Consider the following 25642-nt stretch of genomic DNA (forward strand, 5'->3'; position numbering starts at 1 on the left):
CAAAGCCACCGGACGGACATCATCCCTGAGGGATGATCATTCGATGCCGAGATCCTTGCGAACCTTCTCGTAGTCGCCGCGCAGCGCGAGGGAGCCGGAGGTCAACGTCAGCTTCGGTGGCTCCTTGCTGTTGGCGATCCAGTCATACATGTTGAGCGCCGTCTCGTAGCCATGGCGCTTCGGCGAGATGATGACCGTGCCGAAGAAGCCGGTCGCGGCGGGCTTCTTGAACTCGTTGATGGCCGAATCCGCACCGCCGATGCCGACGCCGATCATATTCGTTGCGGGAATGCCGACCGATTCCGAGGCGCGGACGGCACCGAGCACGGCTTCGTCATTGAGGCCGAAGGCGACCCAATATTTGATGTCGGCATGCTTGTTGAGAACCGTGGTCGCGGCGTTGAGCGCGGCTTCCGTATCGGTCTTTGCCTGCGGCGCGTCATAGATGTTCGCGGCCGGGAAGCCTGCCGCCTTCAGAACCGAGATCGCACCTTCGACGCGGTCGACGGCCGTCGGCAGCTGATCGTAGGAAACGCGGATCGCGCCGACATTCTTCATGTCCCAGCCGCGCTTCTTGATTTCGTCGACAATCGCCTGGCCCACAGTCTCGCCGATCTTGGTGGCGGAAATGCCCATATGCGGCACGTCTTCGAGCGGCTTGCCCTCGGCATTGACCAGGCGGTCGTCGACGGTCATCAGCTTCAGCTGATTGGCCGCGGCCTTGGCGACGATGCCGGGGCCAAGCTTCACGTCCGGCGTGCAGATGATGAAGCCCTGCGCACCCTGCGCGCCGAGATTGTCGATCGCCGACTGAACCTTCTCGCCGTCCTCGGCACCGATCTTGACGAGCGTGAAGCCCTTCTCCTTGGCGGCCTGGTCGGCGAATTTCCATTCGTCCTGGAACCAGGGTTCTTCGGGCTGCTTCACGATGAAGCCGATCTTGACGTCTTCCGCGAAAGCAGAGCCGGCCGCAAGAACGGCAAAGGCACCTGCAAGGATTGCCGCTTTGAAAAAGCGCATGATCTCTCTCCCTTTGTTTGCGCGTCCCCATCCATCTCCCGGGAACTGCTCGATTTCCGTAAGTTATATTGTAATACGAGTCAACTATTTGTATAACAATTAAACTGCGTTTGCAGCCCAAAGGACCCGAGACCTTGAATATGAAAAAACATCATACCAGTCAATATTTATGTATGATTATTTATGCCATTGCAGCATCGAATGATAACCAGAAGCGTGCCCGAAATAGGAAATATGAAGAAATCGCGATATTTAACGCAGAAACTTCAGAGATAATCCAAAAATAAATCATATATATATTGACATGAAACGAGGCAAATATAGGGTGTCATCCGTTCGGCACCGGCCTTGGTTGTAAGGGGAAGGTAACCACTTAATGACCATTATCGATTTGCGGGACGGTTCGCTTTCTGCTCGCGTTTCAACCTTCGGCGGCACGTTGCTTGATTATGCCTGGACGGTAGACGGCCGCAGGATTGCGCTATTGAGACCCGCTCCGGACGATGCGCACGCATCCGCCTCTGCCTGCTATCCCCTCGTTCCCTTCGGCAACCGCGTACGAAACAATCGTTTCGCGTTCGAGGGGCGCGACTACCAGCTCAGGCCGAACACGGCTTCAGATCCTCACTACGTCCATGGCGACGGTTGGCAGGCCGAATGGGCCATCCTCTCCCGCAGCAGCAACGAATTGCAGATCGGCTTTCATCATCGGGTGGGCGATACGCCCTACAGTTATGAAGCGAGGCAGATCATCGCTCTGTCATCCGAAGGGCTGATGCTTCACATGAGCGTTGAGAACACCGGCAAGGAGGCGCTGCCCTTCGGGCTTGGCTGGCATCCATACTTCCCGATGACCCCCGAGACGACGCTTTTTGCGCCGGCGCGGCGATTTTGGACGGAAACGGAAGGCTGGCTTCCGGGAGAACGTACCGAGGTTCCGGCCGATCTCGACTTCTCCGTGCCCTCACCCCTGCCCCGCCGCTGGGTCAACAACGGCTTCGAGGGATGGAGCGGCGAGGCAGAGATCGTCTGGCCGGAGAGACGTGCAGGCCTGCGCCTGACTGCCGACACATCGGTCAGGCACGCATTCATCTTCATTCCCGACACGAGCTTCAACTCGGCCTTTCGCCATGACTATTTCTGCTTCGAGCCGATGTCCCACATTGCCAACGGTCACAATCTTCCCGACCTCGGAGATTTGAAAATCCTGCAGCCGGGAGAGACATTTGCAGGATCGATCCGCTTGCAGCTACAGGAATATTCGCGGTAGCCCGCGACCGGCCACCGCGAGATTTCCGCCCCAGCACAAAGAGGAACACTGGATGTCAAATCGCCTTTCGGGAAAACGGATCTTCATCACCGGAGCCGCGCAGGGGATCGGGCTGGCCATAGCCGAGGCATGCGTGGCTGAAGATGCAAGCATCTTCCTGATCGATCGCGACGAAGCTCTGCTGAAACAGGCTGCGGATAGGCTGAAGGAAGATGGCGCCAATCTTGGCTATCAGGCCGCCGACATCACCGATGCCGAAGCCGTGCGCGCAGCCGTGGCCAGAGCATCCGGCGAAATCGGCAGCATCAATGCGCTCGTCAATAACGCCGGCGTCAACGTCTTTGCCGAGCCGTTGCAGACGACAGATGAGGACTGGGAACGCTGCTTTGACATCAATCTCAAGGGCGCCTGGAATTGCTGCCGGTCCGTGCTGCCCGAGATGATCACGCAGGGCGGCGGCGTCATACTCAACATCGCCTCGACCCACGCCTTCACGATCATTCCGCACACTTTCCCCTACCCGCTTGCCAAGCATGCGCTTCTCGGCATGACCAAATCGCTGGGGATCGAATATGCCTCGAAGAACGTGCGCGTGAACGCGCTCGCGCCCGGCTACGTCGCAACGCAGAAGGCCATCGATTACTGGAACAGTTTTCCCGATCCGGAAAAGGCGAAGGCGGAGACGATGAAACTGCATCCGGGCGGCCGCATCGCCACGCCTCACGAGATCGCCATGGCCGCGGTCTTCATGGTCTCGGACGAGTGTCCCTTCATGAATGCCGCCTGCCTGACCGTGGACGGAGGCCTGAGCGTGTTGCAGCATCAATAGTATCGCAAACCACGCTATCGCGATCTGAGCTGGGCAATCGAGAGCATCAGGTCCGCGCTCATGCCAATCCCCGACCCGCGCGTCAAAATGGCGGATGCGGCAGAGGTCGTATTCCCGCCATTTGCCGCATCATAGACGGCCGAGAAGCGCTTGAGCAGGTTGCTCACCTTGCCGGCATCATGCAAGTCCTTGATCGGGAATAGCTTTTCAAGCATCGCCGCCTGACGGGTCACATCCATGTTCGACATGGATGCGGGTAGCGAATAGGTCGTCTTGATCACATTGTAGAGCGCCGGATCCGACATGATATCGTAGACGGAATTGACCTGCGGCGCCTTGCGCTGGAAATAGAGGGCGAGGCGGACGCCTTCGTTGGAGCTCCCCTGCTGCGTCTCCAGGGTCTGATGAAGATAGAGATCGTTGGTGGCGAGACGCGCACCCTTGTTCTGTCCCGGCTCGATCTTGGCTGTGGTCAGATTTCCCTTGGCGTCGAAATTGAAGACGTTCACCATCGCCTTGAACTGCTGGCCGGCCTGCGTGTTCAAAAAGCCCTTGGCATCCTCGGGATCCGCAGAGAAGGCCTTCTTCAAGGTATTCTTGTCGACCGACTTGGGATCGATATTGTTCGCAACAAGGATAAACTCAGTCAGCTTCTTGTCAGCCAGGAGTTCGTCGACCGTCTTGATCTTGGCGATCGACTTGCTGAATTCGGTCGCTGCGTCCTTCGCATCCTTGACCGCCTTGTCGCGCATCTCGCCAGTCAATCCGAAAGTCTTCGACTTCGAATAGGCGGAAATCAGGCTGTTGATCGAGGTTTGGGACAAGGGCGCGACCGGCGCCCGCAGATTGCCCTTGCTGTCGAAATTGAAGGCCTTGGCAAGCCCGACGAATCTGTCGTCTTTCAGCGAATTGACATAGCTCTTGCTGTCATAGGGATCGCTCTCCAGTATCTTGCGCAGCTGATCCCTGGAGACCTCGTTCTTGCCGATCCCAAAGGCACGAAGCGCCATGTCCTCTATGGTTGGAAGATTCTTGTTCTTGGTGTCGTTGACGGCAAAAAAGTCCGCGATCGTCTTTATCTCGCCGACCGCGGTCTTGTAGTGTTTCTCCGCATCGCCGAACAGGTTCTGTTTTGCATCTTTCGCCTGGTTCAAATATTTGGTCGAGATGTCGTCGATGGCTTGCTGCGTCTGCGCCGGCTGACCGGCCGGTAGCGTACCATCGGACGCGAACTGAAATTGCGAAACCATATCCGCCATTCCAGTCACGGCGGCATAATCGGAGTTTGTGAAAGCGAGGTTGAACTGGACCGGAGTGAGCTTGGGATTCAGGTTGAATGCGGTCTTTATATAGGAAAACAGCCTGTTATCGCCGGTTATGTCGCTGAGCGACTGAACTTTCGTGATCGCCTGACGATAGTAATCGTCATTACTGATGGCCGCAGCCGGACTCAACAGGCTCGGGACCATGCTGTCATACCGCGAGATCATGGCCTCCTTCTGCTCCGCCGTCTGCACAGTCGCACCGGAAAGCGTGCCGTCGGCATTGAAGCTGAACTGCGACGCGATCAGCTTGTAGGTCGGCTGCAGCGATGCCGTCGAGAAATTGCTCGCCGTGTTGACGAAGCTGTTCGGGTCGTTGATATCGCTGGTCAGAACCGACTTCAGGAACGCCTTCGAGATATTGTCCGGGTTTAAACCGTGCGCCCGCAGGATATAGTCCGTCATCCTGCTGCTGTTGACGATATCGTCGACGTTCGACACCTTATCGATCCAACTATCGTAGAACTTGCTTTCCTTCTTGGCCAAGGTCGTTTCATTGGCGAAGGATTGCTCATAGAGCCCGATCGTATCGCTCTTCTGTGAATCGTTCTGAGCCGATTGATTTTTTGACGTGCCGCCGAAATTGAAAGCGGCAGCGAATTGCCGGTAACGGCTATCCGTCAGTTTGTTTGCAAAGCTGCTCGTGTCGCTAAGATCGCTGGTCAGGACCTTTTTCATGAAGGCCTTGGCGTAGGTCATATCCTCGAGGCCGTAGGCCTTCATCGCATAGCTATACAGCTTGTAGTCGCTCAGAAACTCATCGACATTCTTGATCTTGCCGATATGCGCATCGTAATATTGCTGGTCGCTTTTGACCGTCGCCTGTTTGGCGATGCGCGCAAGCGTCGATGCCATGTCCTTTGTCGCGGACACGTAGCCGAGATACGTCGAAATCATAGATCGCCCCCACAGCGCAGTTCATCGATATTCGCCCCGCATGGACTATCGCAACCAGACCTTGCGCGAGACTAAATCGGCAATCTATGGGCCTAATTTCACGAAACCGCATCTATGTCGGCAAGGCAGGACGTTTCTGTCGGAAATATCGCATCCGCGGCCCTCCTCTACGTAGCCCGCGTGGGATTGATGACATCGTGCGAAATACATGCTGCAGACTGACCCGCCGGATTCCTCGAAGATTCAGCTTGCAAATTCGGCCGAGCGCGACTGGCTGAAGGACAACCGCACGACTAATCCCGAAGGCGAGTTGTCCGCAAAGGAAATGGTTCCGCGGTGACGGGATACGACATCGCGCACGATGGAAAGGCCCAATCCAAATCCGCTTCTCCCGATCAGGGAACGCGCATCGTCTGCAACATAGAAAGGCTCCAACACCTTGGCGCGGTGCTCCTTCGGAATGCCGGGGCCGTTGTCCGAGATCCGGATTTCAAAGCCGCTTTCGCTTCGGCTTTCAAGCGATACAACGACCTCCGTCCCATGTTTGATCGCATTGTCGATGACATTGGAGAGCGCGCGTCTCATTCCCAATTCCTCGCAGAAATAAGCCATTCTGGCAGGCCCCTGATAGCGTATATCGAAGCCCAAATCCGCAAACTCGTTGCAGATGGTCTGAATGAGGCTCGGCATGTCTATGACATATCCGGCGCGCCGGTCGTTTTGCTCGCGCAGATAATGCAACGTTTCCGAGATCATGTTGTCTATGATTTCGATTTCATCGATCATGCTGCCCAGCTCCCCGGACCGGACCCCTCGCTCGAGCTTCAGGCGCAGGCGCGTGAGCGGAGTGCGAAGATCGTGGCTGATTGCAGCCAGCATGCGGGTCCGCTCTTCTATCAGGGACTGCAGACGCCCGTGGAGATGATTGAGAGCCCTCGCCACTTGGGTGACTTCCTGCGGCCCCGCATCGCTGATCGGCTGGACCTGGGTCGACACATGGCCAAGAGCGTCAGCCGCCGCCGCTATCGACGAGAGCGGTGCCATAAGCCGCTTGATGATGTAGACGGCCAGGAAAAGCACCACGATCATGACCGTTGCGACGACGAAGCCAAGCTGTACGAAGATGAACCGCTGCATCGGCGGTCGATGCGTCGATTGAAAAATCAAGGCGTATTGATTGTTGATCCTGACGACGACGGAATTGCCCGTGGAGATCGAAATATCCGATGGCGACAAGTTCCAATGGGAGAGAAGCTCGCTTCGCAGCTCGTCGGCAAAGCCGCTTTCCTGCTCGGTGCGCTTCTCCGCCGAGGTAAATTCGGGGCTGGAAAAAAATACGGCGCTCGGAACGATTTCTATATGCATCTCGAGCCATCTCGAAGCCTTGATGCTCCTCTTCAGCTCGTCAAGTGACGCGCTCTGGCGAGCATCGTCGGCGATCGTGGCTATGCGCGCGGCCGCCGAAGCCGCCGCAAGCTTGAGATTGCCCTCATTATGCCCTCCATAAGAGAGGAAGAGAAACGCAACCGATGTGCATACCGTCCCCAGAACAACGGCGGCAAGCACAACCGCGATCATCTGCGTGACGATGGACCTGTGATTGATGAAACGAAGATACGCCGTCATAATATCTCTATGCTGGGCGTAAAGACGTAGCCTCCCAAGCGAACGGTTTTGATGAAGGTCGGAGCGCGCAGGTCGGGTTCGATCTTCTGGCGTATTCGACTGATATGGACATCAACGCTGCGGCCGATCGGGCCGGCGATGCCGCTATGTGTGAGCTCCAGAAGCTGCTCCCTCGTCAGAATACGCCTTGAATTCTGACAGAAAGCCAGAAGAAGGTCGAACTCCGTGCTTGTCAGCGTCACGCGGGCGCCCTCCGGGCTGAACAGCTGCCGCTGCCCCGGCTCGACGCGCCATCCCTCGAAACGGAAGGCGGAATGGAACGGATCGTTGGGCGGTCTGCTGATATGAGAACGTCTCAGGAGCGCGTGGATTCTCGCAAGAAGCTCCCGATGGTTGAAAGGCTTGGTCACATAATCATCGGCGCCGATTTCCAGCCCTATGATCCTGTCCACATCCTCCGAACGTGCCGTCAGCATGATGATCGGGACCAATGACGTCGCTCTCAACCGGCGGCATATGCTCAATCCGCTCTCGCCGGGCAGCATCACGTCGAGAATGACAAGATCGGCCGTATTGTCCTCCAGATACGCATCCATCTTCTCGGCGGAGGCGGCCCACATACTGTTAAAGCCGTTTTCGGCCAGAACTTCCGACAATATCTTCGCGATCTCGCTGTCATCCTCCACCAGAAGGATCGACTGCCTCTGCTCCTTGTTTGCAGTTCTAATGGTATTCATGGGCACCTTTACTGCAGCTCAGATCAATTCGGGAACATTTCGATGCTCTCAAGGCATGCGTTTAATGTTCTTTCGAGCCGGCTCGGCTGTTCCCGCACCAGGTGTATCGTGCATAGGGCAGCCTGCACCCAATTTTGTCGAGCTTGTGGCAGGTGCCGGCCACACAGTTGGCAATACTGTCACTTTGTTTCGGAAATTACGCAAATCTACAGGGAGAAACATAAAATAAAGAAGTGGAAATATACAGAAACATAAATTAACGCAACTTAATCCAAAGCGTAGCTATCTTCGTCTATTCCTTGCCAAATGGCAATGGAGTCCGAAATCGTGCGTTCAGTTGCGCATACTGCTGCAATATCCGATCGGGAATGGCTGATATTTATAAACCAGAATAATCGCGCGAGATCCCGCCATGAAGCGCGAGCAAATCTATGGCTTACGATAGGGCGAGATAAGAGGACAGGCAGACAGAACCCATTATCATCCTTCGATAAATGTGGCTGCAGCAGAATATTCGAAGAGGCAATTCTATCAGATATAATGGCACTTGTTTCAGATGTACCGATGCTTGAACGAGGAATGCCAATGCTTCATATCCAATCTGCGGAGCGTGGCATTTGAAGCAAATATTCCAAGGAAATTCGACTCTTGCCACCATAGCTATATCAATTATCGTATTTGCAGCATCTTCTGCCAGCAATCGCACATTCGCTCAGAATCAACCGCAACAGCAGTCGACAGGACAAAAATCGACACTACCCACCGGTGCCAATATAAAAATTCCTGATGGAACAAAGCTTCTGCTGCAGGCGAATGAAGCTATTTACAACAAAGACACGCAGATAATAACCGCACGCGGCGCCGTTCAAATCCACTATAGCGGCTATAAACTGGTAGCCAATCAGGTTGATTACAACCAGATCACCAAAAGGATGACCGCGACAGGAAACGTAGAATTGATCACCCCTGATGGCAACCGTACTTACGGTGACAGAATGGACGTGACCAATGATTTCTCCAACGGGTTTATAGAGGCCCTCCGCGTTGAAATGCCCGACAATACGAGAATGGTGGCAATTAAGGGCGACCGTGTCGGCGGCTCCAAGGTTATCCTGACCAAGGGCGTCTATACCGCCTGCGCTCCATGCTCGGAACGGGGCCGCGCTCCGCTATGGCAAGTGAAGGCCGAGAGGATCATCCAGAACGGCATCACCCATACGATAAGGCTGGAGCACGCAAGGCTCGAACTTTTCGGCCAACCGATCGCCTATATTCCCTGGATGACCGTACCCGACAATACCGTCAAGAGAAAATCGGGCTTTCTGTTTCCAACCTTCAGCGTCTCCCAGAATCTCGGCTTTGGCGTCGCAATTCCCTACTATTACGTCATCTCGCCAAGCATGGATGCGACAGTGACCGCAACGGGATACAGCAATCAGGGCCTGCTGCTACAGGGGGAGTTTCGCCAGCGACTCGACAACGGCACCTACAGCCTGAGGGCGGCCATGATCGATCAGGCCGATCCGGGTGCGTTTGACGCCGGTACCACCGATACGAATGCCAAGCTCAGAACGCTCATAGCGTCCAAGGGTGATTTCAAGATCAACCCACGCTGGACCTTCGGGTGGGATGTCATGGCGCAAAGCGACAACGATTTTGCCCGAACCTACAATATCGAAGGGCTCAATCAGAGCACCCATACCAACCAGGCCTATCTGACCGGCGTCGGCAAGCAGAACTACTTCGACATGCGGTTCAACTATTACAACGAACAGGACGCTACCAGCGGCAGCACCGAGCAAAAGCAGCAGGCCGTCGTCTATCCGGTCATTGATTACCACGCAATCGCGCCACAGCCCGTCCTCGGTGGAGAATTGTCGCTGACCAGCAATTTCACGAATGTCTCGCGCAGCACCGCGGACGTCGTCGTCAATCCCGACAATTCCGACCGCTTTCTCGGGCTTACCGGCGATTATGCGCGTCTGACGACGGAAATGCAGTGGCAGCGCTCCTTCGTGACGCCGCAGGGGCTGGAATTGACGCCGTTGCTTGCCGCCCGCGGAGACACGATGGCTCTGGGGATGACCGGACCAAATTCGATCGGCACATCCTATGCCTATGCCGGCACATACGATGGCAACGGCGTTGCGACGCGCGACATGCTGACAGCCGGTCTCGAGGCAAAATATCCGATATTGGCGACCACCGCCCATTCCACGCAGGTTTTCGAGCCCATTGCGCAGATCTATCTCCGACCCAATGAGCAGCTTGCCGGGCAATTGCCGAATGAGGATGCGCAAAGCTTCGTGTTCGACGCGACGAACCTCTTTGATCGAGACAAGTTTTCCGGCTTTGATCGCGTGGAGGGGGGCACACGTGCCAATGTCGGCATGCGCTATACTGGCAGCTTCGACAGCGGCTACAAGCTGGACAGTGTCATTGGCCAATCCTACCAGCTCATGGGAATGAATTCATTTGCAACGCCAGACCTGGTCGGCGCCGGCCTCGAATCGGGGCTCGAAACGGCACGATCCGACTATGTAACGATGTTCGGCGTAACCATGCCGCACGGCATTTCAGTTTCGACGTCCTATCGGCTCGACCACGACAACTTTGCATTAAAGCGTGGCGATACGACGATTGGTTATGTCACGCCGATTCTCGATACGCAGTTGACCTATACGCATATCGAGGCTCAGCCCGATTACGACATACCCACAAATGAGGATGAGCTCCAGCCGCAGGTCAAATTGAAGCTTTCGGATCAATGGTCGGTCAACACGACCCTCGGATATGATCTGCGCGCCAAGGATCTCAGCGAACACGACTTCGGCGTAACCTATTCCGATGAATGCACGACTGCCAGCCTGGTTTATGACTGGAAGAAGGATACTTCCAGCACGACGGGCGTCGACTGGTCCATAATGTTGCACCTGACGTTCCGCACGCTGGGTGAAGTCAAGCTCGGCGGCAATTAGATCATTTCGCGTTTGATCCATCGTTTTCGGGTCGCTTCAGACAACATGGCAAACCGCCTTGCGGTGAAGCCGTTTCGGTCGATGCGCAAAGGACCCGATGTGTTCCGGGGCTTCGCGCATGACCGGTGACGCAGAGGCCAATCGAAATATTACTTAACATTACTTAACACCGAAGAGCACTGGGAAGTGATAGTGCTCTTTCTACGTCACAGGCAGATTCTTCGACCGCATGGATATTCATTTCTTTGAAAACCCGTGGAACAGCTCCATTTGGAAATGCAAGGTAAAAGCGTAGATGAACTCTGATTTACCGCGGTCAAAGTTAAAACGTTCAAATTCGACAATTGCCATTTTAGCATTCATAAGCACAGCCACAGCCGCACCACTGTCAGCGCAGGCAGCCATGGTGAGCGATATACGGGTGGTTGGTGCCGAACGCGTTGGATCGACTGCAGTAAAGGACAATATAACAATAGCTCCCGGCAAGAGCTTTTCGGATGCAGATATCGATCAATCGATCAAACAACTCTACGCAACCGGCTATTTTTCCGATGTACATATCTCGATAGAAGACCATAGTCTCGTCGTCTCTGTACACGAAAACAACTTGATCAACGCGGTTATATTCAATGGTAACAAGAAGATAAAAGATGACAAGCTTGTAGAGATGGTTAAATCCAAAGCGGCTGGCCCGTACAGTGAAAGCCAGGTTCAGGACGACATAAAAACAATCAAGGACGCTTATGCTGCGATCGGACGCAATAATGTCCAGGTGACGCCGCAGGTCGTCAACATCGCGAAGAACAGGGTCAATCTCGCTTTCGTCATCAACGAAGGCGACCGAACGACAATCAGCAAGCTGACTTTCTCCGGAAATCATGCCTTCAGTGGCGGCCGTCTGGCCGCGGTGATCAGTACAAAGAAGTCCACTTTCCTGTCGTTTCTGACGCGCAAGGATATTTATAGCGAAACGAAGAAAGACGCCGACGAGGATGCACTTCGTAAATTCTATTACGATCACGGATTTGTCGACTTCAGGCTGGTGTCCGATAGCGCAACCTTCGACAGCACGACGAACAGCTACGACGTCAGCTTCGTTGTCGATGAAGGTGAGAAATATCGCTATGGCGATATTTCGGTGACATCAACCGTGCAGGGTATCAATGCCGACGACCTGAAGAGCCTCGTCATTACGCACAAAGGCGATACCTATAACGCCGAGGATATCCAGAAATCGATCGATGCGATTTCGAAACGCATCGAGGCGGCCGGCTATCCATTTGCCAAGGTGACACCACGCGGCAATCGCAACCCTGAAGACCGTTCCGTCTCGATAGAATATATCGTCGATCAGGGGGAACGCGCCTATGTGGAGCGCATCGAAATTCGCGGCAACACGCGAACGAGGGACTATGTCATTCGGCGTGAATTCGATCTCAACGAAGGGGACGCCTTTAACGAGCAGATGATTACGCGCGCCAAGCGTCGCCTGGACGCGCTCGGCTATTTCACGTCGGTGAAGATCTCGACACGTCCTGGCAGCGCTCCGGATCGGGTCATCATCGTCGTCGATGTCGAAGACCAGCCAACCGGCTCCTTCGGCATCGGCGGGGGCTACGCTGTCGGCGTCAATGGTGGTCCTTTGCTGGAAGCTTCCGTGGAGGAGAAGAATTTTCTCGGACGCGGCCAGTATATCAAGGTCGCTGCAGGCGCGAGCACCAACGGGAGCCAAACCTACACCCTTTCCTTCACCGAGCCATATTTCCTCGGCGATCGCCTCGCCGCCGGCTTCGATCTTTTCAAGAGCATCACCGCCAGCAACGATTACTACGACTACGGCGAGGAAGGTATCTCGCTGCGGATCACAGCGCCGATCACCGAAGACTTTTCGACGACGCTTCGCTATACCTACAAACAAATCACCTACACTGGTGAAAACGACTGGCAGGACAATCTCTCCGCACCTTACCAGAACCTGATCAACAACGGTCCGTGGACGCAATCAAGCGTTTCCCAGACCTTCACCTACAACACCCTTGACGATCAGAACCTGCCGCGTGACGGCTTCATCGCCAAGGTCACGCAGGAAGTCGCAGGTCTCGGCGGCGACTCGAACTATTACAAACTCAGCGGCAAGGCGCGCTACTACCACACGCTTTCGGACTCACAGGATATCATCGGCTCAGTAACCGTCGGGGCCGGCTACATGACGTCGACAAATGGTCAGGATTTGAACATCTTCGATCAGTTCATGATCGGCGGCAGCGAGATCCGGGGTTTTGAAGATGCGGGCATCGGTCCGAGAACATCCGATGGCGATCCGCTCGGCGGAACGAAATACTTCACCGCCTCGGTGGAGACGAGCATGCCGACGCCGGGCATGCCGCAGGATCTCGGCTTCCGCAGTTCCGTCTTCGTGGATGCCGGAACGCTCTATGGCAACGATGCCAATCTCGACGGAGATGTCCTGCACGACGGATCAGCGCTCCGCGCATCTGCCGGCATCGGGCTGACATGGGCGTCGCCATTCGGGGTGATCAATCTCAGCTACGCCGTGCCGTTCCTCAAGCAGGACTACGACAAGGTGGAAAACTTCCGGTTCGGCTTCGGCAACCAGTTCTGAGACAATCCCGAAAGCGTCCGCCGCCAAAGCGCAAGAGCGCCTGCGGCGCCCCAATGCATGGTGTACAGAGCTCTAAATTCTCCGGCAGGAATTGCCCGGAACGAATTTCGGCGTCAGCACGAAATCCTGCGGCGGCTCGACCGCACCTTGCGGATTGGTGATACGGTGCATCAGGCGTCTTGCGATGATGCCGCCGAGCGCCAGCGTATCCTGGACCACCATGGTGATGCGCGGCGTGATGACCGAACTCCACTGCACATTGTCGATCATGGCGAGCGAGATGTCTTCGGGACAGCGGAAGCCCAGCTCCTGCATGGCTTGCAGCGCCGAGAGCGCAACTGCGTTATTGGTGCCGAGGATCGCAGTGGGGCGTTCGGGCTGGATCAGCAAACGCATGGCCGCCTCGTAGCCGGCTGTGCGCGTGAACTGGCCGTCGACGACGAAATTCGGATTGATGTCCACGCCGGCATTGGCCATCGTATCGGCAAAGCCGCGGTATCTCTCCGTCGCGGTATGCATATGGCTCGGGCCGGTGATGACGGCGATGCGCCTGTGGCCGAGCTGCAGGAGATGTTCCGTCAACATCGCCCCGGCCAGATAGTTGTCGGAGCCGACGAAATCGCGCTCGATGCCGGCAACCTTCTGGTCGAAACAGATGATCGGCAGGTTCAGGCCGGCAATGAAGTCGATATAATCCTGGTCATGACCTGACGGCGCGAGCGCCAGGCCGGCGGCCTTGAGGCCGATCAGATGCTCGACCATCGCCCTCTCGCGCTCCGTTTTGCCTGAGGAATCGGTGACGACGACGAAGTGCTGATGGTCCAGCGCATAATTTTCCAACTCGCGCCGGATATCCCCGAAAAACGGGTTGCCGACATTGCCGACGATGAAGCCAATCATGCGGCTGCGCCCGCGCGCCAGGCTCTGGGCAAGTGGGTCGGCAACGAAGCCGACCGCGGCGATCGCCTGATGAATTCTCTCCAGCGTTTTCTGGCTAACGCGCGCCGGATTGCTCAAGGCCAGCGACACCGTCGAAACGGATACGTCAGCGAGTTTGGCGACGTCACGAATGGTGGCCATGAATTTTTCGAACCGTTTCTATCGCCTCAAGCCTTCCGATCGAAGGAACTCCCTTCAATGAATCTCTGTCACAAATCTAACATTTGCGGGCCATGAAGCAATATGCGGAAAGAGATTTCAACAGCGCGCTTGACATACCGGGCATGAGGATCAATTATCAAATCGAACCGGTTCGATTGAGCCTTAACACTTGGGAGGATAGTGTGAGCGACGCAGCAATCAGTGGCGGCCAGAATGTGGCCGACGGCAAGGCATGGTTTGGACACGACCGTTTCGGCATGTTCATCCACTTCGGACTTTACGCCCTCGGCGCACGTCACGAATGGCTGAAGAACCGCGAGGAGTTCACCACCGAGGCCTATCAGAAGTATTTCGACAATTTCGACCCTGACCTTTACGACGCCCGCGAATGGGCACGCCGCGCTCGCGAGGCCGGCATGAAATATGTGGTTCTGACCGCGAAGCACCATGAAGGCTTCTGCCTGTGGGACAGCAAGGTCACCGACTACAAGGTCACCAACACACCCTATGGCAAGGATCTGATCGGCCCCTATGTCGAAGCGCTTCGCGCCGAAGGACTCAAGGTCGGCTTCTATTATTCGCTGCTCGACTGGCATCATCCCGACTTCCCGATCGACGGGCATCATCCGCAGCGAAACCATCCCGACGCCGCCAAGCTCAACGAGGGCCGCGACGTCAGCCGCTATGCGAAGTACATGCGCGACCAGGTGACCGAGCTTCTGACGAACTTCGGCAAGATCGACGTGATCTGGTTCGATTTCAGCTATCCCCGGCGCGTCTACAAGGGCCTGCCCGGCAAGGGCCGTGCCGATTGGGAAAGCGATGACCTGATGAAGCTGGTACGCCAGCTGCAGCCCGACATCATCGTCGGCGACCGCCTCGACCTGCCGCGCGATGCGGATCACATGCCGGAGCTCGTCACGCCGGAGCAATATACGCCGCGCGTCGCACCAACCGTTGCGGGCCTGCCGGTACGATGGGAAGCATGCCACACCTTCAGCGGCTCCTGGGGCTATTATCGCGACGAGACCAGCTGGAAGGATGCCGGCCAGCTCATCAATATCCTGGTCGACACGGTCTCGCTCGGCGGCAATTTGCTGATGAATGTAGGCCCGACCGGCCGCGGCACCTTCGACGCCCGCGCCATCAAGGCACTCGACACCTATGGCGAATGGCTGCGGCTGAACGGCCGTGCGATCTATGGTGCAGGACCTTCGACCTACAAGGCGCCAAACGGATGCCGCTTCACACAGAAGGGCAATCGGCTCTACCTGCATATACAGACCTGGCCCTTCCGTCACATCCATATCGAAGGACTGGGTCGCAAGATCAAATATGCACAGTTCCTGCACGATGCCAGCGAGCTTCATTGGCTCGACCCGGATGCCGAAGTCGACTCCAATGTCGGCGTCGCCGTCGGAGAAGGCATTTTGACCCTGGAGCTGCCGGTGCTCAAGCCTGACGTCGTGACTCCGGTCGTCGAACTGATCCTCAAGGATTAAGGGGAGATAGCGAAGCCCAGCCGCCCTGTGCCGTCATGAGCCGCGAAGCCGAACTCATTGCCGCAATGACTCCCCTGATCGCCGATCTGGCAGAAGACGGCAATGGTGCCGTTGCCCTTGCCGGATCGCGCGGCAAAGGGTGGTCGGATGCGCAATCGGATTTCGACTTCAGGGTCTATGCCGACGCCTATCGGGGACCGGAGGTCCGGCAGACTGCGGCGTGGCGGCGTTTCGATACTGCGCTGCGAGGCTGGCAGGCCGAAGGCATCCGCATGGATGGCGTCTGGATGCGGCGGTATGCCGGCGTCCAGCGCGACCTGGATTCCTGGCTTGCCGGCGTCGTCGTGCCAAAGAGCTTCGAATGGACGATCTGGGGCTATCACCTGCCGACCGATCTTGCCAGCCAGCAGATCATCGCCGATCCCAGGGGTTTGCTGACCGGCTGGAGGCAGCAGCTGGCACAATATCCGGAAGCACTCAGGGCCTCCGTGCTCAGCCAGTACATGGAAATCCTGCGCTATTGGGCCAGGGATTATCACTATGAGAGCAAGGTCGTTCGCCGCGATCTCGTCTTTCTCGTCGGTCTCACAGGCAAGCTTGCCAACGCCATCCTGCAAACCGTCTTCGCCTTCAACCGGGTCTATTTTCCGGGCGACGGCTGGAATTTACCGATGGCAGCCGAACTCGAACGGCTGCCGCCTGACTTCCTCCAGCGGATGACCGCCATTCTGGAGCCGGAACAGGGGCCGGACACATGGCAGCGTCAGCGAACCGAACTGATCGGCCTGATCGCCGACCTGGAGGCGATGATCGCGGCGTGAACAAGCCGCAAGACCAAGCCGGAGGGGAGCGTCCGGATAGTGATGAACGTCACTGCAACGAAAGTCATTAAGGAGGAGGAACCGTCATGAAGCGTTCATTGATATTTGCCGCCGCCCTTGCGGCGATTTCACTACCCGGCATCGGCGCGCAGGCGCAGGATGCCGCCGTGACCCTTACCTGGCAGATGTGGGGTCAGCCGAACGATGCCGAGCTGTGGCAGCGGTTGGCCGATCTCGTCAACAAGCAATATCCCGATATCAAGGTCAAGCTGCAGCTTTCGGGCTGGACGGATTATTGGACACGACTGCCGGTTCTGGCAGCATCGGGACAGGTCGCCGATATCGTCTCGATGCAGTCGATGCGCCTGCCGAACTTCTCTTCTATCCTGACACCGCTCGACGATTATGTGAAAGGCAGCGACGTGAAGGTGGCGGACTTCGAGACATCGATCATGTCCGGCCTTTCGCAGGACGGCAAACTCTATGCATTGCCCTACGACGTCGGCCCGTGGATGGTCTTCTACAATCGCGACAAGTTCGCCGCCGCCGGCTTGAAGGAGCCCGCGAAGGACTGGACGTTCGATGATTTCAAAGCCGACGCCAAGGCGCTGACCAAGGACGGAACCTACGGCTACGGCACCCAGGCTTTCGATTTCATCGCCGGCCCCGTCGCGCTCGGCGCTGATTATTTCAATGCCGACAATGAGTTCGACCTCACCAATGCCGGCTTTGTCGATGCGTTCAGTAAATATGCCGATCTCACCGCCAAGGACAAGCTCTCGCCGGTCTTTGCCTCCGCGGCCGATGCCTCGGCAGCAAGCGGCCGCTTCGCCTCGGGCAATGTCGCCATGTATATCGACGGACCCTGGTCGCTGATTACCGGGCAGGCCAATGTCAACTTCAAGATCGGCATTGCGCCACTACCGCGCGGCAACGGCGCGTCGCGCTTCATCACGGCCGGCTCGGGCTGGGGCATTTCCGCCACGAGCCAGCATAAGGATGCAGCCTTCAAGGCGCTGCAGGTGCTGACCGGCCCCAAGGCCGCCGAAATCCTCGGCGCGGCCGGACGCGCGCTGCCGGCCCGGCTCGCGCAGCAGACCGCCTGGTATGACGGCGCAGCCAAGAATGTCAGCGGCACCCGCGACACGCTGCAATATATGTTCGCCCACACCACGCCGTTCCGCATCAACGAGAAATGGAACCAGTTCGAAAATCTGGTGATGCAATATGTGCCGCTCGCGCTGACGGGAGACTCCAAACCCGAAGGCGTATTGAGCGACATTCAGAGCCAGCTACCATAGACCGGGGCACCTCGTCGGCCTGCGGCCGAGCCCACCCGCTCGACCGCAGCGCCATTGCCGGAAAGGAGAGGCCCATGATGCTGGGCAAGCACACCGACATGATCGCAAGACCAAGGCCACGATCGCGCAAATGGTTCAGAGGCGAGGGATGGACGGCCCTGTTCTTCCTGCTGCCGGGGCTGATCGGCATCGTCCTGTTTCTCGTCTTGCCGATCCTGGCGTCGATCGCGCTCAGCTTCACCAATTGGCAGTTGCTCGGCACGCCGCGTTTCGTCGGCTTTGCCAATTACACACGTCTGTTTACGACCGATCCGCAATTCTGGACGGTCTTGCGCAACACCCTTTTCTTCACCGTCGAATATCTCGTGCTGAACATCATCATCTCGCTGGGGTTGGCGACGTGGATTTCTAGCCTGAAGATCGGGCAGCGCTGGTTCCGGGTGATCTTCTTTCTGCCGACATTCACCCCGTTGATTGCGGTCGCCATGGTCTGGATGCTGATCTTTACGAGCGGCGGGCTTTTCGACAGCCTGATGGCCTCGCTATCACTGCCATTTTCGGGTGTACTCAATGATCGCACGCTCGCCATGCAGGCCGTCGTGCTAACGTCGATCTGGGCCGGCGTCGGCTATAATACGGTTCTCTTCAATGCCGCTCTCGACATGGTACCGGCCACCTATCTGGAGGCCGCTCGCATCGATGGCGCGACTGCCTGGGACCGCTTCTGGAAAATCCGGCTGCCGCTGATTTCGCCGACACTGTTCTTCGGCACCGTCATGACCGCGATCACCTCGCTACAGGTCTTCGACCAGATCTACGTCATGACGAAAGGCGGGCCGGGATCGTCGACCGCGACGCTCGGCTACGCCATCTATCAACGCGGCTTTCAGAACTTCCAGATGGGCTACGCCTCTGCCATCGCCTGGGTGATGTTCGCGCTGATCATGGCGCTGACGGCCCTGCAATTCTGGTTCCAGCGCAAATGGGTGCATTATGACGCCTAGATCCGAAAGCAGAGCGCGCCGGAAGCTGGTGCTCGACATCATCAATCATCTAGCAATCACGCTCGTCGCAATCGCCTTTCTCTTTCCCTTCTTCTGGATGGTATCGAATGCGGTGCGATCGAATGCCGAAGTGACGGCAATACCGGCGCGCATCCTTCCGCAAGTCTTCGAATGGGGAAATTTTACCGCCGCCTGGACGCAGCTGCCCTTCGGCCGCTTCTTCCTCAACAGCGCCGTCATCGCCGTTTGCGTCACGGCCATCACCGTCGTCGTCTCCTGCCTCTCCGGCTATGCCTTCGCCCGACTGAAATTTAGGGCGCGCGAAACGCTGCTGCTCGGTTATATCGGCACGCTGATGGTGCCTCCGCTGATGCTCATCATTCCGCTGTTTCTGATCGTCAACAAGCTCGGCCTCGTCAACACCTTCCCCGGCGTGATCCTGCCGATCTCCTTTGGCACCTTCGGCGCCTTCCTGATGCGGCAGTTCTTCCTCTCCATTCCCATGGAACTCGAGGAGGCGGCAAGGATCGACGGCGCATCGCGCCTGCGCATCCTCGTCAGCATCATCGTGCCGCTGTCCATGCCGGCGATCGGGCTTCTGTCGCTATTCACCTTCATCGGGCAGTGGAACAACTTCCTCTGGCCGCTGATCGTCATGACCGGTGCCGACAATGCCACACTGCCCGTCGGCCTCACCCTGTTCCAGACGCAACAGGGCACGCAGTGGAACTATCTGATGGCCGGCGCCACCCTTTCCATGCTTCCAGGCATCTTCCTCGCGATCATCCTGCAGAAGCTCATCTACAACAGCATCGCCCTCAATGCGGGCATGGGCGGTCGCTGAAGCGCCAGCCGCGATTTCGGGAGAGATATTCATGGCGAAACTGACCATTCGCAACGCCATCAAACGCTACGGTGCCCTCGAAGTGCTGCACGGCGTATCCGTCGCCGCACAGGATGGAGAATTCGTGGTGCTTGTCGGACCTTCGGGCTGTGGCAAATCCACCCTGCTGCGCATGATCGCCGGGCTGGAAGGCATCAGCGACGGCGAGATCGAAATCGGCGACCGCATCGTCAACGATCTCGAACCGAACGAGCGCGACATCGCCATGGTGTTCCAATCCTACGCGCTTTATCCGCACATGACCGTGCGCGACAACATGGCCTTTTCGCTGAAGCTTGCGCGCCGCAGCCGCCAGGAGATCGAGCAGAAGGTCAACGATGCCGCGGCGATCCTGGATCTCGCCGCTCTCCTCGATCGCTATCCCCGGCAATTGTCGGGCGGCCAGCGCCAGCGCGTCGCCATGGGGCGCGCCATCGTCCGCAATCCCGCGGTCTTCCTGTTTGACGAACCGCTCTCCAATCTCGATGCAAAACTGCGGGTGCAGATGCGCACCGAGATCAAGACACTCCACCAGCGCCTCGGCACCACCATGGTCTATGTGACGCACGACCAGATGGAAGCCATGACCATGGCCGACCGCATCGTCGTCATGCGCGGCGGCCATATAGAGCAAATCGGCTCTCCCCTCGAAATCTACGACGCGCCGGCCAACAGCTTCGTCGCCGGCTTCATCGGATCACCGTCGATGAATTTCATCGATGGCATCGTTGCCGACCGGAATGGGACCTTGGAATTGCAGGATGCGGAAGATCTGCATTGGCCGCTGCCGGAAAGCGCCCGCCGCCATCTCGGCCGGTCCGTCCAGCTCGGCATCCGCCCGGAACATATCGCTGTCGATACGGATGGCGTGCGGGCCAAGGTCATCATCATCGAACCGACCGGCTCGGACACACATCTGCAATTGCAGGCCGGCGCCCAATCGATCGTGGCTGCCATCAGGGACCGTCCCTCGGTGTCTCCCGGCCAGCCGATCCAGCTCAGGATCGATCCGGCAAAGGCGCATCTGTTCGATCCAACGAACGGCCAGCGCCTGCATTGACTGCAGAATCTTTGCTCTCCGCGTAAGCGCCGCAGATAAAAACTTCTGTCCGCACGGCTTTTGGATTTCAAAACCTAGCCATGGGCCGAAGTCCGGCCTAAAGACAGGCACGTTTGAATAGCCTGGAGAGAAAACCGATGAACCAAGAAGGTCAGAAGACGATCGCCACCTGGTATGTCGATCCGGATGCGGAAGACAGGATGGCGGATGGGCATGCGCCGATCTGGAGACATCTGATCGACCTGATCGTCGAACGCGATCTGTCCGCCAAGAGCGTGGTCGACTTCGGCTGCAATCAAGGCGGCCTGCTGCGTCATCTCTATGCCATCAGGCCGTTCCGCAAGGCGCTGGGCATCGACATCGCCGAACAGTCGATCGCCAAGGCCGAAGCCTTCAAGGGCAACCTGCCGGTCCAGCATGCGGTGAGCGGCACGCTCGAAGGCTGGGTCGAAGAGTTCGATCTCGCGATCAGCCACGAGGTCATCTATCTCATCGAGGATATCCATGCCCATGCTGCGGATATCTGGAAGGCATTGAAGCCCGGCGGCGTCTATTATGCCGTCACCGGCTGCCATACGGACAATCCGCTCTGGCCGAAGTGGCGCGATCTCGTCGCCAAGCGTACCAACACCGTCGTTCAGGATCGTTCGATTTCGGATTACGGACGCGCTTTTGCCAAGACAGGCTTCACAGTCTCCGGCCGCAAGCTGGAATATGACGGCTTCATCCCCTTCGTCGAGGATGGCTGGACACCTGACTTCGCCGATGCGCTCGACTATTACACGCAGACGAAAATCGTCTTCCGGCTCGTCAAGCCCCTCAATGGCTAAGCCGCGCCAGCTCGACATCGAAATGCGGCGGCGCGTCGGGGCTCACCTGGACGAACCGCCCTTTCACCCGGAAGGTCTTCTCGATCAGCCCGCTTTCGGCGAGCGCCCTCGGTTCGCCGTCGAAGCGCAGTTCGCCTTTTTCCAGCAGTGAGATACGGTCGCTGACGGCAATCGCCTGATTGATGTCGTGGATCGCCATGATGATGGTGACGCCCCTCTCGCGGCTGAGGCGATGGACAAGATCCAGCACCTCGACCTGATAGCCGATATCGAGGAACGAGGTCGGCTCATCCAGCAGCAATATGCCGGCCTCCTGCGCAAGTGCTGCCGATATCCAGGCCCGCTGCCGCTCGCCGCCGGAGAGTTCCTTCAGGGTGCGGTCGGCAAGGCTCGAAAGCCCGGTGCTTTCCAGCGCCCATTCGATCGCCTCCTCGTCCCTGCGATCGTAGCTGCGGAAAAGCCCGACATGGGCGAAACGCCCCTGCCGTACCAGCTGCGCGATCGTCATCTCATCCGGTGCCGACGGCTGCTGCGGCAGGAAGGCAAGCTTCTTGGCGATCGTACGCCGCGACATGGTCGCGACCGGGATATCCTCGATCGTCACCTGGCCCTCCGCCGGGGCAATCAGGCCGGCAAGCGCCTGCAAGGCCGTGCTCTTGCCTGATCCATTCGGGCCGATCAGCGCCCGGATCTCGCCCTTCCGCATGGCAAGCCCGAAGCCGTCCAGCGCCTTGCGTCGACCATAGAAGACAGAGAGTTGCGAACAGGACAGCGGCATGGGCGATCTCAGGGAATTTTTCTCAAAAGGATAAGCAGCACCGGCACGCCGACAATCGCGGTGACTACCCCGATCGGCACCTCCTCGGCGCGCCCGACCAGACGGCCGATAAGGTCGCCCAGGGTGACGAAGACCGCGCCGAGAACGACTGTCAGAGGCAGAACCAGGGGGAAGTGCCGGCCGGCGAGGAAGCGGGCGAGATGCGGAACGACCAGTCCGACGAAAACGATCGGACCGACGGCGCCAACCGCGCTTGCCGCAAGAGCGCAGGAAACTAAAAGGACAACGGAAAATTGCCTGCGATAGGCAAGCCCGAACGAGCGGGCGACCTGCGCATCGAATTGCAGCATGACCACGGGCCGGTAGATCACCGGCAGGATGAGGAGGCCTGCGATCGTGAACGGCAGAAGAAACAGCGCATGGTCCCAGGTGCGCGCATAGAGGCTGCCCGAAAGCCATTCGAGAATGATCTCGATGCGCGCCGATCCCCAGCCGGCAATCAGGCCGACCGCGAGCGCATGCAGGACAGCGCCTATGGCGACACCGCAGAGCGTGATCCGCAGCGGACTGAGCTCAAGCCGGAAGGCGAGCAGGTAGATGATGCCGCCGGCGAGCATTCCGCCCGCAAGACCTGCGACCGGAAGCCAGGCGATCGGCAGCTCCGCCACCGTATTGTCGCCCGGATTGAAGATATAGACCGTGAAGAGCAGGAACAGCGTGACGGTCAGCGTCGCGCCCTGCGACACCCCCATCAGGGAGGGATCTGCGAGCGGATTTCGCGTGATCGTCTGCAGGAGCAGGCCGGCGACGCCGAACTGAATGCCGGCAAGGATACCGGTGACGATGCGCGGCAGCCGGATATCGAGAATGATCGACTGTGCCTCGGGCGAACCCTTGCCGCTCAATACAGCAAACACATCCGCCGCCGGCAGATCGACCACACCGAGGAATGTCGCGGCAACCAGCGACAGAAGCGCGATGAAGATGACAATCGGCAGCATGCCTCTTCGCGGCAGATGGGTGACGGGCGTGTCCACAATCATAGGCTATGCCCTCGAAATTGCAGGCGGCCACGCTGGATGAGATAAATAAAGACCGGTCCGCCGATCAATGCCGTGATGATACCGACGGGAAGTTCCTTCGGAATGGCGACCGTGCGGGCAATGAGATCGGAAACCGTCACGATCAGGGCACCGATGGCGGCACAAAGCATGATTTCCCAAGCCGCGCCGCGCGGCCTCAGCAACCGCGCGATATGCGGCGCTGCAAGCCCGACGAAGGCGACCGGCCCCGCAATCGGGGCGACGCCGGCGACGGGACAGACGCCGAGTACCAGCAGCACGGGCTTCCAGAGATTGAGCTGCACGCCCATGCCCGCGGCCGCATGATCGCTGAGTGCGAACATGCCGATCACGCGATGGAGCGCCAATGCGCCTGCAACGCCGACAACGACCCAGGGGAGCATATAGGTCAGATGAGACCAGGAGCGTCCCTGAAAACCGCCGGAGAGCCAGAACAGAAGCGACGTCGATTGCGGCCCGGTCAGAAGCAGCACGTAGATCGTGATCGCACCAAGAAACAGCGAGACGCTGACGCCGCCGAGTGCCAGATGCAGCGGCCGCCCCTGCCCGCCTTTCGAGACCCAGAAGGTGACGGCCGCTGCCGCCAAACCACCCGCAAGGCCGACGAAGGGATAGAAGGCGGACGAGAGCCAGGGGAAGAAAACGAAACAGCAAACGATCGGCGTGATCGCGCCGGCGGTGACGCCGGTAATTCCGGGATCGGCGAGCGGGTTTCGCGTCAGTGTCTGCAGGAGATAGCCGGAGACCGCGAGCCCGGCACCGGCAAGCGCCGCCGCAAGACTTCGCGGCAAACGCAGCGTCCAGACCAGGATGGAATCGATCTTGCCGTCCGGCGCAAAGAGGGCGCGGCTGGCGTCCGCAATCGTCAAGACCTTCGCACCGGGCAACAGGCCGATGAAGACGACCAGCAGGGTCGCGGCAACGAGGAGTGCGATCACCGCCAGTGATCTGCGCGCATCCATCGTGGCCACGGCCCGAAGCATTTTACTTCTGAATATCTGCGGGAATGATCTTGGCGGCTTCCGCCCTCACATCGACGGCCGGGAAAGCATCCGGATAGAGGTAGTGCGCGGCTTCGCGCAGCACGATCTCGCGCGCGATCGGACCATTGGTCTCCACCCACTGGTCGCCAACGTAGAATACCCGCTTGTTCTTGACGGCGGTCAGTTCCTGCCAGATCGGGTTGTTTTCCTGCGGCCGATCCGGGCCAGAGTCGTAGATAAAGAGGACTTCGGGATCCTTCTCGAGCATGGTTTCCAGGCTCAGATCGATGCCGAAGGGGCCACCCGGCGTCTTGGGTCCGGCGATATTGTCACCGCCGATGGCCGCAACGATCGAGGCGGCCGTGTTTTCCGTGTGGAAGGCGAAAGGTGTCGCGCCGCCCCACATGATCGCAAAGCGCGGATGGACGTTCTTCGGCGCCTTGGCGGCGATCTCATCGAGGTGCTTGTGGAAATCTGCATTGAGCTGCAGACCACGTTCGGGCTTGCCGAGGATCTTCGAGAATTCGGCGATTTCCTGATCGCTCTCGGTCAGCAGTTCCATGTTGTAGGCGAGGTAGGGCGCGATCTTTTCCAGCTGCGGCGCATTGCCGACCGTGTAACGGCGGATCGCGACGATGAGATCGGGCTTGGCCTGCGACAGCAGCTCCAGATTGGGCTTGGCGCGCTGGCCGATCTGCGCCATCTGCGCGGTCAGGCCGAGAAGAAAGTCCGGCTGCCGGCCCTGCGTCATGTAGGTGCTGGCGACAGGCTTGATGCCAAGGGCGAGCGCGACGTCATCGGCAAAATAGGAGATCGCGGCAATGCGCTTCGGCTGCGTGGGTACCTCGACCTTGACGCCGCGGTCATCCGTCACGGAAACGGTTTTCGCGTCTTCCGCCAGGGCGGAACTTGTTGCCAGCACGGCGAGCAAACCAAAAACAGAAGCGATTTTACGGGCGCTGTTCGCCATCGCGGGATCCTCCATCAGATGCGCG

At 58.1% G+C, this 25642-nt stretch carries 21 protein-coding genes; 11 read left to right on the plus strand and 10 right to left on the minus strand.

Annotated elements, in window-relative coordinates; all coding sequences use genetic code 11:
* Window positions 1–36: 36 nt before the first annotated feature.
* On the minus strand, window positions 37–1020 hold the full coding sequence (locus tag GA0061103_RS04000; RefSeq protein WP_092707288.1) for an arabinose ABC transporter substrate-binding protein: 984 nt from the start codon (window positions 1018–1020) through the stop codon (window positions 37–39).
* A 376-nt stretch (window positions 1021–1396) separates the two neighbouring features.
* Here GA0061103_RS04000 and GA0061103_RS04005 point away from each other — a divergent pair, with 376 nt between their 5' ends.
* The gene (locus GA0061103_RS04005; protein ID WP_092707290.1) at window positions 1397–2290 is read left to right on the plus strand and encodes an aldose 1-epimerase; all 894 of its coding nucleotides are present in this window, start codon (window positions 1397–1399) and stop codon (window positions 2288–2290) included.
* Between the two features lie 52 nt (window positions 2291–2342).
* Window positions 2343–3119, plus strand: a complete 777-nt coding sequence (locus GA0061103_RS04010) for an SDR family oxidoreductase (protein WP_092707292.1) — start codon at window positions 2343–2345, stop codon at window positions 3117–3119.
* A gap of 14 nt (window positions 3120–3133) precedes the next feature.
* Here GA0061103_RS04010 and GA0061103_RS04015 read toward each other — a convergent pair whose 3' ends face one another.
* The 3 genes from GA0061103_RS04015 to GA0061103_RS04025 all read right to left on the minus strand — a co-directional run bounded on the left by GA0061103_RS04015 (window position 3134) and on the right by GA0061103_RS04025 (window position 7701).
* Window positions 3134–5338 carry a DUF1217 domain-containing protein gene (locus tag GA0061103_RS04015; protein ID WP_092707294.1) on the minus strand — a complete coding sequence of 735 codons (2205 nt, stop codon included), beginning with the start codon at window positions 5336–5338 and terminating at the stop codon, window positions 3134–3136.
* 243 nt (window positions 5339–5581) lie between these two features.
* Complete coding sequence (locus GA0061103_RS04020) at window positions 5582–6964, minus strand: sensor histidine kinase (protein WP_092707296.1); 1383 nt, start codon at window positions 6962–6964, stop codon at window positions 5582–5584.
* Complete coding sequence (locus GA0061103_RS04025) at window positions 6961–7701, minus strand: response regulator (protein ID WP_092707298.1); 741 nt, start codon at window positions 7699–7701, stop codon at window positions 6961–6963. The genes GA0061103_RS04020 and GA0061103_RS04025 overlap by 4 nt, the downstream gene beginning before the upstream one ends.
* A gap of 956 nt (window positions 7702–8657) precedes the next feature.
* Between GA0061103_RS04025 and GA0061103_RS04030 the strand changes: the two genes are divergently transcribed.
* Window positions 8658–10679 (plus strand): LPS-assembly protein LptD, encoded by a 2022-nt coding sequence (locus tag GA0061103_RS04030; protein ID WP_245304647.1) that lies wholly within the window; start codon window positions 8658–8660, stop codon window positions 10677–10679.
* Window positions 10680–10916: 237 nt separating this feature from the next.
* On the opposite strand, the gene GA0061103_RS35320 is transcribed toward GA0061103_RS04030, so the two are convergent.
* Window positions 10917–11144 (minus strand): hypothetical protein, encoded by a 228-nt coding sequence (locus tag GA0061103_RS35320; protein ID WP_245304701.1) that lies wholly within the window; start codon window positions 11142–11144, stop codon window positions 10917–10919.
* Between GA0061103_RS35320 and bamA the strand changes: the two genes are divergently transcribed.
* Entirely contained in the window at window positions 11041–13302 is a 2262-nt protein-coding gene (gene bamA / locus GA0061103_RS04035; protein WP_425349468.1) for an outer membrane protein assembly factor BamA, read from the plus strand. The two genes, GA0061103_RS35320 and bamA, sit on opposite strands and share 104 nt — an antisense overlap.
* A 72-nt stretch (window positions 13303–13374) precedes the next feature.
* Here the strand turns inward: bamA and GA0061103_RS04040 are convergent, their stop codons facing one another.
* Window positions 13375–14382 carry a LacI family DNA-binding transcriptional regulator gene (locus GA0061103_RS04040; protein WP_092707302.1) on the minus strand — a complete coding sequence of 336 codons (1008 nt, stop codon included), beginning with the start codon at window positions 14380–14382 and terminating at the stop codon, window positions 13375–13377.
* Between the two features lie 203 nt (window positions 14383–14585).
* Here GA0061103_RS04040 and GA0061103_RS04045 point away from each other — a divergent pair, with 203 nt between their 5' ends.
* The 7 genes from GA0061103_RS04045 to GA0061103_RS04075 all read left to right on the plus strand — a co-directional run bounded on the left by GA0061103_RS04045 (window position 14586) and on the right by GA0061103_RS04075 (window position 21804).
* Entirely contained in the window at window positions 14586–15905 is a 1320-nt protein-coding gene (locus GA0061103_RS04045; RefSeq protein ID WP_092708608.1) for an alpha-L-fucosidase, read from the plus strand.
* Between the two features lie 35 nt (window positions 15906–15940).
* A complete protein-coding gene (locus GA0061103_RS04050; RefSeq protein ID WP_092707304.1) occupies window positions 15941–16726 on the plus strand; it encodes a DUF4037 domain-containing protein in 786 nt (261 codons plus the stop codon).
* A gap of 86 nt (window positions 16727–16812) precedes the next feature.
* A complete protein-coding gene (locus GA0061103_RS04055; RefSeq protein ID WP_092707306.1) occupies window positions 16813–18027 on the plus strand; it encodes an ABC transporter substrate-binding protein in 1215 nt (404 codons plus the stop codon).
* Between the two features lie 98 nt (window positions 18028–18125).
* Window positions 18126–19031: a carbohydrate ABC transporter permease gene (locus tag GA0061103_RS04060; protein WP_425349469.1), complete on the plus strand. Its 906-nt coding sequence runs from the start codon at window positions 18126–18128 to the stop codon at window positions 19029–19031.
* Complete coding sequence (locus GA0061103_RS04065; protein ID WP_092707308.1) at window positions 19021–19875, plus strand: carbohydrate ABC transporter permease; 855 nt, start codon at window positions 19021–19023, stop codon at window positions 19873–19875. The genes GA0061103_RS04060 and GA0061103_RS04065 overlap by 11 nt, the downstream gene beginning before the upstream one ends.
* A 31-nt stretch (window positions 19876–19906) precedes the next feature.
* Window positions 19907–20974, plus strand: a complete 1068-nt coding sequence (locus tag GA0061103_RS04070) for an ABC transporter ATP-binding protein (protein WP_092708611.1) — start codon at window positions 19907–19909, stop codon at window positions 20972–20974.
* 137 nt (window positions 20975–21111) lie between these two features.
* Window positions 21112–21804 carry a class I SAM-dependent methyltransferase gene (locus tag GA0061103_RS04075; protein WP_092707310.1) on the plus strand — a complete coding sequence of 231 codons (693 nt, stop codon included), beginning with the start codon at window positions 21112–21114 and terminating at the stop codon, window positions 21802–21804.
* Here GA0061103_RS04075 and GA0061103_RS04080 read toward each other — a convergent pair.
* From GA0061103_RS04080 to GA0061103_RS04095, 4 genes are read right to left on the minus strand one after another with little or no spacing between them, the layout of a single operon-like run.
* Window positions 21794–22582, minus strand: coding sequence for an ABC transporter ATP-binding protein (locus tag GA0061103_RS04080; protein ID WP_092707312.1), 789 nt, complete (start codon window positions 22580–22582; stop codon window positions 21794–21796). The genes GA0061103_RS04075 and GA0061103_RS04080 overlap by 11 nt on opposite strands.
* A gap of 8 nt (window positions 22583–22590) precedes the next feature.
* Complete coding sequence (locus GA0061103_RS04085; protein ID WP_092708617.1) at window positions 22591–23583, minus strand: FecCD family ABC transporter permease; 993 nt, start codon at window positions 23581–23583, stop codon at window positions 22591–22593.
* A 38-nt stretch (window positions 23584–23621) separates the two neighbouring features.
* Entirely contained in the window at window positions 23622–24647 is a 1026-nt protein-coding gene (locus tag GA0061103_RS04090; RefSeq protein WP_425349456.1) for a FecCD family ABC transporter permease, read from the minus strand.
* 1 nt (window position 24648) lies between these two features.
* Window positions 24649–25617, minus strand: a complete 969-nt coding sequence (locus GA0061103_RS04095) for an ABC transporter substrate-binding protein (RefSeq protein WP_092707314.1) — start codon at window positions 25615–25617, stop codon at window positions 24649–24651.
* Window positions 25618–25642 lie beyond the last annotated feature (25 nt).

The sequence above is a fragment of the Martinezella multihospitum genome (assembly GCF_900094585.1).
Classification (GTDB): Bacteria; Pseudomonadota; Alphaproteobacteria; order Rhizobiales; family Rhizobiaceae; genus Rhizobium; species Rhizobium multihospitium.